This window comes from Consotaella aegiceratis (assembly GCF_036541425.1).
Lineage (GTDB): Bacteria > Pseudomonadota > Alphaproteobacteria > Rhizobiales > Rhizobiaceae > Consotaella > Consotaella aegiceratis.
The window spans coordinates 20,330-28,182 of record NZ_JAZHFT010000051.1 but is presented as its reverse complement, the minus strand read 5'-3'; the positions used below and the strand labels follow the sequence as shown (position 1 = coordinate 28,182).

Sequence of the window (7,853 nt, the reverse complement as noted above, 5' to 3'; positions counted from 1 at the left end):
AAAGCGCCAGTCGATCGCCCGCCCGAGCCGGACCAGCGCGTGGTGCGGGTCGACGATCTGATCAAGCCGAGCCCGGAACAGATCGCTCTGCCCGCTGTCCCGCCGCTCCTTCGGACGCATCGAAAAGTCCCCCGATCATCGATCCGGGAACCAGTGAATCACGCCAACCAAGCCAGCGCAATTTGCAAGTTTATCAGCCCCAAAACCGCCCAATCCTGCAAAAGGGAATTCTTCGCCAACCATGATCCGGAAGCCTTTTCAAGGGCTTCCCAATTCTTCACGGGTGACTCATGACTTTGACGGTCTCGTTGCCGTGCTTATCCCTCCACGCGGCGCCGGAAGGTCTGATAACGCATCGCGAGGAGCGTCGTTGCCATCGAAGAGGAGGACGGCGAGGGGCAAGGTCTACGCGGAGTTTGGCGAATGGGGACGAGGGGCGTCATGGCCAGGATAACGAGATTTTCCGCCGCTGGCTTGGCGAGTCTTCTCGCCTTCGTCAGCGTACTCTTCGGGCTGATGGTCCCTGGGGCTCTTGATTCCGAGAGCGCCGACCACGGGGTTTCACCGCGAGATGTCTGCCGGTCTGCGGACGGTCTATCTGCTGGCCAATCCGATCCACACCGATATCGCCTTCACAGCGACGCCGGACGTGCTGTCGCAATTCGGCTTTCTCACGAGGGACGGCCTGCCGCTCGATCATCCTGGGTTGCGAACGATCGTGGTCGGCTGGGGCGGGCGCACGTTTTATACCCGGACGCCCCAATGGGCCGATCTGACGGTGGATACGGTTCTTCGGTCATTCACGCTCGACGAATCCGTTCTGCACGTCACGCTGGCCGGACCGATCGCGGACGATGCCCCCGACGTGACGAGGCTGCAGCTCGACGAACCGGCGCACGCGGCCCTGCTGGACTTCGTCGCTGCAAGTTTTTCCGAGACCGACGACGGGCAGCCAAACGCGCTCCCGGGCGCCGCCTATGGGGCCACGGATGGCTTTTACGAAGCGAGCGGGCGGTTTAATGCCTTATGGGGCTGCAACACCTGGACGGCGGCCGCGTTGCGGGCAGCCGGGTTCACGACGGCATTCTGGACACCGCTGCCGCAAACGCTGCTGTTGGGTTTGAGGCTTCACAACGATCGCTGACGCCCCGCGCGCCGGTCAGGCGTTCAGGCCGTGGACGGTCCTGATCTCCTGGGCAACCAGTTGCTGAAGGCGCCAGAGATTGCGATCGCGGATGCCGAATTCCTCCAGATGGGAGACGGTGTTGTAGAGATATTCCGCGCAGGACCCGGCATGGCCGCAGGCGCGGGCGAGAATCGATGCGACCCGCTCGGGCGGCAGCTTGCGCGCGGTGTGGCTGCCGGTGGGACCGGCCCAGAATGTCAGGGCCCGCACGCGTCCTGCGGCAGTATGGACCGGTACCCAGCGCGCCATGTCGACGATTTCGCGAAAGCGGACCTCGCGGAACAGAACGCGCCTGAGCTGGGCTTCGCGATCGTCGTCGGAAATGCGGTAGAGGATGCCGTCGCATCGTCCGCCGCGCTCGAGCGCCATCATCAACCCCGGCTGCTCCGGCGATCCCCGCCACCGGTTCATTTTCAGGCAGAAGGATCGGTGCCAACCGTAGGCGGTGCCGCGCATCTCTTCGACCGCATCGAAATCCGGCTTCCAGATCAGCGAGCCATAGGCGAAGATCCACAGCGGCTCGCCCTGGCTCTCTTCGGCGGTCCGCTGCGCCAGAGCGTCGAGTTCATCGTCCGTCAGCTGTGTCCAACCCGGCTCGGGGCTGAGCTCCGGCATAGGTCGGATCGTCAGGGCGACCAATTCGGGCGTCAAGGACAGCGGAGATCGCGCAAAAAATGGTGCCGATCGATCCGCCGATAATTCCGTCATCGTTGCACTGCCCCGTCACTGAACCGCCCGAAGATTCGCAAACTAGGCTAGGCCGGTTTCTGGGTGCAGTGCAACAATGGCTGTGATCAATCCTTGTGCTGGCGGCCGTCCGGTTCCTTGGCGACGCCCTTGAACTTGCCGTCGGTCTGCTTGACCTCCATGAATTCGCCCGTGTCTTCGTCACGCTTCTGAAACGTGCCGTCTCCACGCTCCATCTGCGTCCGGTCCCGAACGGAGCCCTTGCGGTAGTCCTTGCCAGTATTGGTCGCCATGACATCGCCTCTTCTTAAACCCGCGGCATAAACACCAGACGAGCGATTGTTCGTCTTGCGAACAACAACATCGCAACCGGCCAGAAAGTTTCGCGCGATCATGAAGTCTGCCGACGATAGTCACTGGATGAAAAGCGCCGTCGGGTGAGTCGGCGATGGCGAGGCCTACTCCGGATCAGGCGTCGGGGATCTGAAAGGCCTGGCGGAAGTAGGATCGAAACGCGTCCATGGCTGGCGAAAACTCGGTTCCGCGGCGCCAGGCGAGGCCGACATCCATCGAAGGCACGGGATCGGAGATGTTGATGGTCTCGATGCGACGCCCTTCCAGCGACCACGGCCGATGCACCATGTCGGACAGGATGGCAACACCCTGGCGGTTGGCCACCAGCGAGCGCACCGCCTCGATCGACGAGGTTCTGAGAAAGATGTGCGGGCGGAACGGCGTTGGGCTCCAGTAGCGTAGCGAGGTGTGAGCCGCCTCGTCGACGGTGAGCATGATGTAGGGCTCTTCCGCGACGTCCTTCAGCCCGACCGATTCGACCGAGAGCAGGGGGTGCTGCGACGGCACCCAGAGGCGGCGCGCGGAGCGGATCAAGGTCTCCGTCGTCAGCTCCGGATTGAGGATGTTGGAGGTGAGCAGCACCGCGACGTCGTAGCGGTTGGTGAGGAGGCCTTCCTCGATGGACTCGCGGTTGAGTTCGAAGATCTGGATCTCCAGATGCGGAAACTGCCGGCGCAAGCGGCCGATATGATAGGGCAGGAAATAGCCGATCACCGTATAGGTGGCTGCCAACGTCAACGTGCCCTCGATCTCGCTGGTCACCGTGGTGAGCTGCGTCGCCTCCTCGACCTTCTGGAGGATGTCGTAGGCATGGGCGAGGAATTTCCGCCCCGCGCTGGTAAGCTCCATGCCGTGCGACGAGCGCAGGAAGAGCTGGGTCCCAACCGTCTGTTCCAGATCCTTGATCGCGGTGGTGACCGCCGACTGTGAGATGGCCAGATCCACCGCCGCCTGGGAGACTTGGCCCTGTTCGGCCGTTGCAACGAAATAGCGAATTTGCCGGAGGCTGATCGTCATGCTGGCATCACTGCGTTCGGATTATCCGATATCAATCATGCTATGAATTGATTTTGCAAGCGACGCTTTTTGAAGTGGCTCCTGTGTCGTCCTTGGCGTCGAAAAAGTGGACCAAAACTCAATTGTTTGGACCCTGCGACACCATGCCGCCCCGGCGAGACGCCATCTAAAAATCAGAATTCAAATATGAAAAAATAGTATTTTTCAAATAGCAACCTGCCCCATAGCGTTCGATGTAGAAATTGAAGGCATGAGCATTTTTTGTTCAAAACTCGGGCAGCATGATGATGGCACCGGTCGTCGAGGTTATCGACATCAACTGCGACATGGGGGAGGCCTTTGGCCGGTGGCGCATTGGCGATGCCTCCGACATCATGCTGATGACGCTGATCAGTTCAGCCAACATCGCGGCCGGATTTCATGCCGGCGACCCCAATCTCATGGACGAGACGGTTCGTCTGGCGGTGGAACACGGGGTCGGCATCGGCGCCCATCCGGGCTATCGCGACCTGCAGGGGTTCGGGCGGCGGAAGGTGGCAGGCACCGCCAAGGAACTGGTCAACGACGTCGTCTACCAAGTGGGCGCGCTGCGTGAGTTCGCCCGCCGCCATGGCAGCAACCTCCAGCACGTGAAGCCGCACGGCGCGCTCTACATGGAGATGGCGGTCAATGGCGAGCTCTCCCGCCTGTTCGTCGAATATCTGCGGGCGGTGGCGCCGAGCGCGTTCATCTTCTGCATGGCTGGGTCGGAGACCGAGATCCAGGCCCGCGAGCTCGGCCAGCCCGTCGTGCGCGAATTCTATGCGGACCGCGATTATGACGACAACGGGTCCATCGTCTTCACCCGCGACGTCGGCCGGCTCGATCCGGCGACGGTCGCCCGCAAGGTGGTGCGGGCCTGCCTCGACGGCACGGTGACGACGGTCACGGGTCGCACCATCGAGGTGCCCTTCGATTCCGTCTGTTTCCATTCCGACACGCCCGGCGCCGTCGAGATCGCCCAAGCCCTGCGCGAGGAGCTGATCGCCGCCGGCATCCGTATCGCCCCCGTCTCAGAAATCGTCAGCGAAACCATCCGGAGACAAGCATGAGCAAGCTTGAAGTGAGGTCGCCGCTCCCCGGCACGTTCTATCGCAAGCCTGCACCGGACAAGCCGCCATTCAAGGCGGATGGCGAGGCCATCGCCGCCGAGGACGTCATCGGCCTGGTCGAGGTGATGAAGTCGTTCCACGAGGTCCAGGCGGGCGTCGCCGGATCGTCCATCACCTTCCTCGTCGAGGATGCCGATCCGGTGATGGCCGGCCAGGTGATCGCCGAGGTCGAGCCGTGACCATCCGCTCCGTTTTGATCGCCAACCGCGGCGAGATCGCGGTGCGCATCATCCGGGCGGCGAAGGCCCTGGGCATCCGTACCGTCCAGGCCTACAGCGCGGCTGACGAAACCATGCTCGCCGTGCGTCTGGCCGACGAGGCGGTCAAGATCGGGCCGCCGTCCGCCGCCAAGTCCTACCTCAACATCGAGGCGGTGATCGAGGCGGCTCGCGCCCACGGCGTCGACGCCATTCATCCGGGCTACGGCTTTCTCGCCGAGAACTCGGAATTCGCGAGAGCCGTGGAAGCCGCCGGCATGATCTTCGTCGGCCCGACGCCGGAGGCGATCGAGCGGTTGGGCGACAAGGTCGAGGCCCGCAAGATCGCGGCCTCCGCCGGCGTGCCGACGGTGCCCGGTAGCGACGGCCGCATCGACGATCTGGACGAGGCGGTAGCGCTGGCCGAGACGATCGGATTTCCCGTGATGGTCAAGGCGGCGGCTGGCGGCGGCGGACGCGGCATCCGTTTCTGCGGCTCGGCCGAGGAATTGCGCCGGCTGTTTCCCCAGGCCTCGGCCGAGGCGAAGGCCGCCTTCGGCGACGGCGGCCTCTACGTCGAGAAACTCATCGAGAAGGCGCGCCACGTCGAGGTGCAGATCCTGGGCGACGGGCAGACCGTCGTCCATTGCTTCGAGCGCGAGTGCTCGCTGCAGCGCCGCCGCCAGAAGGTCTGGGAGGAGGCGCCTTCCGTGGCTCTCTCCCAGGGTGTGCGCGAAGCCCTGTGCGACAGCGCCGTGGCGTTGGGACAGGCGGTCAATTACCGTGGCGCCGGCACCGTCGAATATCTTTACGACGAGGCGACGCATAACTTCTACTTCATCGAGGTGAACACCCGCATTCAGGTCGAGCATCCCGTCACCGAGATGATCACGGGGATCGACCTGGTGGCCGAAATGTTCCGTATCGCCGACGGCAAGCCCCTGTCGGTGCATCAGTCCGACATCGCCATCGCCGGCCACGCCATCGAGTGCCGCCTCAATGCTGAGGATCCGTCGCGCGGCTTCATGCCGGGGCCGGGAACGATCAGCCGGCTCGATGTGCCGGAGGGCGAGGGGGTTCGCTTCGACACCTTCCTCTATGAAGGCTACGAGGTTCCGCCCTTCTACGATTCCCTGCTCGGCAAGTTGATCGTGCGCGGCCGCGATCGCACCGACTGCCTGGACCGCCTGCGCCGGGCGCTCGACGCGCTGGTGATCGAGGGTATCCCGACCACCCGCCCGCTGCATGTCGCGCTCGCCGAAGACGCGTCGGTCGAGGCGGCCGATTTTCACACCCGCTTCCTGGAAGACTGGATCGAGAACGACTTCGCCGCCCGTGTCGGCGCGTTCGAGGAGGTTGCCTGATGGCCATGCGCTACAGCTTCGGCGGAGACGAGCATCTGTTCGTCGAATGCAGCGAGGAGATGTCGCTCGACGCCTTCTTCATGAGCCTGTCGCTGACGAACGGCATCAAGCAGGCCGGCATCGCGGGCGTAACCGAGATCTGCCCGGCCAACGCGTCGATGCAGATCAAGTTCGATCCCGACATCATCAAGCCCGACGACATCCTGAAGGAGGTCCAGGCGATCGAGGCGGCGGCCGAAAAGGCCGAGCCGGTGATCAAGACCCGCATCGTCGAGATCCCCGTCTACTACAACGATCCGTGGACCCACGAGACGCTGATGCGCTTTCGCGAGCGCCATCAGGACCCCAACAGCACCGATCTGGAATATGCCGCACGCATCAACAGCTTCGCGTCGGTGGACGATTTCATCGCGGCCCATGCCGGTGCGCCGTGGTTCGTCTCCATGGTCGGTTTCGTCTCGGGCCTGCCCTTCCTCTACCAGATGGTGGAGCGCCAGAAGCAGATCGAGGTGCCGAAATATCTGCGGCCCCGCACCGATACGCCGAAGCTCACCGTCGGCTACGGCGGCTGCTTCTCGTGCATCTACTCGGTGCGTGGCGCCGGCGGTTATCAGATGTTCGGCATCACCCCGATGCCGATCTTCGATCCGGCGCAGGAGGTCTCCTACCTCAAGGAGTTCATGGTCTTCTTCCGGCCGGGCGACATCGTGAAGTTCAAGCCCATCGGCCGCGAGGAATACGACCACGACGTCGAGAGCGTCGAGAAAGGCACCTTTGCGCCGCCGATCCGCGAGGTCGAGTTCGATCTGCGCGAATTCCACGACGACATCGCTGGCACCAACCACAAGCTGAAGGGTGTGCTCCATGGCCATTAAGGTTCTTCACCCGGGACTGGCGAGCACCATCCAGGATCTGGGCCGCCCCGGCTATTTCCACCTCGGCATTCCCATGGGCGGTGCGATGGACCGTCTGGCGATGAAGGCGGCGAACCTGCTGGTCGGCAACGACGAGGGCGCCGCCGGCATCGAGGCCGTGTTCATCGGGCCGAAGCTCGAATTCACCCGCGAGGCGACCGTTGCCGTCACCGGTGCCGAGATGCCGATCCGCCTCGACGGCGAGGCGGTGCCCGGCTGGACCTCGTTCAAGGTGAAGCCCGGCCAGGTGCTGTCCTTCGACTTCCTGCGCTCCGGCGCCCGCATCTACATCGCCGTGTCCGGCGGCATCGACGTGCCGCTGGCGCTCGGCAGCCGCTCGACCTATCCGATCGGCGCGCTGGGCGGCTTCAAGGGCAGGGCGCTGGCGGCCGGCGACGAACTGCCGGTGGGCGAAACCGCTGCGGTCAAGGAAGGGCTGGAGATCCCAGAGACGTTGCGGCGCAGACCCGGCCAGCCGGCGGAGCTGCGCGTCCTGCCCGGCCTCTACTGGTTCCGCATGACCGAGGGCTCGCACGAGGCCTTCTTCGACGACGAGTGGAAGGTGGCGCCCGAGGCCGACCGCATGGGCTATCGCTTCCGCGGCGGCCGGCCGATCGAGTTCGAGCCGCGCGAGCAGCCTTTCGGCGCCGGCTCCGATCCCTCCAACATCGTCGACAGCTGCTATCCATACGGCTCCATCCAGGTGCCGGGCGGCTCCGAGCCGATCGTGCTGCACCGCGATGCGGTGTCGGGCGGCGGCTACTTCATGCTGGGCACCGTGATCTCCGCCGACATGGATCTCATCGGCCAGCTCCAGCCCCACACCCCGACCCGGTTCGTCAAGGTGGACATGGACACCGCGCTGAAAGCGCGGGCCGACCGGACGGCGTTGCTCGGCCAGATCCGAGCGCTCTTCTGACCCAAGCCAACCGACCTTTCGTCCGACTGATCCAGAGGATGCCAACATGAGACTATGCACAGTC

At 64.0% G+C, this 7,853-nt stretch carries 10 protein-coding genes; 6 read left to right on the top strand and 4 right to left on the bottom strand.

Features of this window, described 5'->3' with window-relative positions; translation table 11 throughout:
• Positions 1-158: 158 nt before the first annotated feature.
• Positions 159-281 carry a hypothetical protein gene (locus SMD10_RS21940; protein ID WP_331687882.1) on the bottom strand — a complete coding sequence of 41 codons (123 nt, stop codon included), beginning with the start codon at positions 279-281 and terminating at the stop codon, positions 159-161.
• Between the two features lie 251 nt (positions 282-532).
• Between SMD10_RS21940 and SMD10_RS21935 the strand changes: the two genes are divergently transcribed.
• Positions 533-1,144, top strand: a complete 612-nt coding sequence (locus tag SMD10_RS21935) for a TIGR02117 family protein (RefSeq protein ID WP_331687881.1) — start codon at positions 533-535, stop codon at positions 1,142-1,144.
• A gap of 15 nt (positions 1,145-1,159) precedes the next feature.
• On the opposite strand, the gene SMD10_RS21930 is transcribed toward SMD10_RS21935, so the two are convergent.
• The 3 genes from SMD10_RS21930 to SMD10_RS21920 all read right to left on the bottom strand — a co-directional run bounded on the left by SMD10_RS21930 (position 1,160) and on the right by SMD10_RS21920 (position 3,244).
• Entirely contained in the window at positions 1,160-1,894 is a 735-nt protein-coding gene (locus tag SMD10_RS21930; protein WP_331687880.1) for a gamma-glutamylcyclotransferase, read from the bottom strand.
• Positions 1,895-1,980: 86 nt separating this feature from the next.
• Positions 1,981-2,166 carry a hypothetical protein gene (locus tag SMD10_RS21925; protein ID WP_331687879.1) on the bottom strand — a complete coding sequence of 62 codons (186 nt, stop codon included), beginning with the start codon at positions 2,164-2,166 and terminating at the stop codon, positions 1,981-1,983.
• Positions 2,167-2,341: 175 nt separating this feature from the next.
• Entirely contained in the window at positions 2,342-3,244 is a 903-nt protein-coding gene (locus tag SMD10_RS21920) for a LysR family transcriptional regulator (RefSeq protein ID WP_331687878.1), read from the bottom strand.
• A gap of 284 nt (positions 3,245-3,528) precedes the next feature.
• Here SMD10_RS21920 and SMD10_RS21915 point away from each other — a divergent pair, with 284 nt between their 5' ends.
• The 5 genes from SMD10_RS21915 to SMD10_RS21895 are packed head-to-tail and all read left to right on the top strand — an operon-like array spanning position 3,529 to position 7,789.
• Entirely contained in the window at positions 3,529-4,335 is an 807-nt protein-coding gene (locus SMD10_RS21915; RefSeq protein WP_331687877.1) for a 5-oxoprolinase subunit PxpA, read from the top strand.
• Positions 4,332-4,574 carry an acetyl-CoA carboxylase gene (locus tag SMD10_RS21910; RefSeq protein ID WP_331687876.1) on the top strand — a complete coding sequence of 81 codons (243 nt, stop codon included), beginning with the start codon at positions 4,332-4,334 and terminating at the stop codon, positions 4,572-4,574. Before SMD10_RS21915 ends, SMD10_RS21910 begins: the two co-directional genes overlap by 4 nt.
• Positions 4,571-5,956 (top strand): acetyl-CoA carboxylase biotin carboxylase subunit, encoded by a 1,386-nt coding sequence (locus SMD10_RS21905; RefSeq protein ID WP_331687875.1) that lies wholly within the window; start codon positions 4,571-4,573, stop codon positions 5,954-5,956. Before SMD10_RS21910 ends, SMD10_RS21905 begins: the two co-directional genes overlap by 4 nt.
• Entirely contained in the window at positions 5,956-6,831 is an 876-nt protein-coding gene (locus tag SMD10_RS21900) for a 5-oxoprolinase subunit B family protein (protein WP_331687874.1), read from the top strand. The genes SMD10_RS21905 and SMD10_RS21900 overlap by 1 nt, the downstream gene beginning before the upstream one ends.
• The gene (locus SMD10_RS21895) at positions 6,821-7,789 is read left to right on the top strand and encodes a 5-oxoprolinase subunit C family protein (protein ID WP_331687873.1); all 969 of its coding nucleotides are present in this window, start codon (positions 6,821-6,823) and stop codon (positions 7,787-7,789) included. Before SMD10_RS21900 ends, SMD10_RS21895 begins: the two co-directional genes overlap by 11 nt.
• The last annotated feature ends 64 nt before the right edge of the window (positions 7,790-7,853 follow it).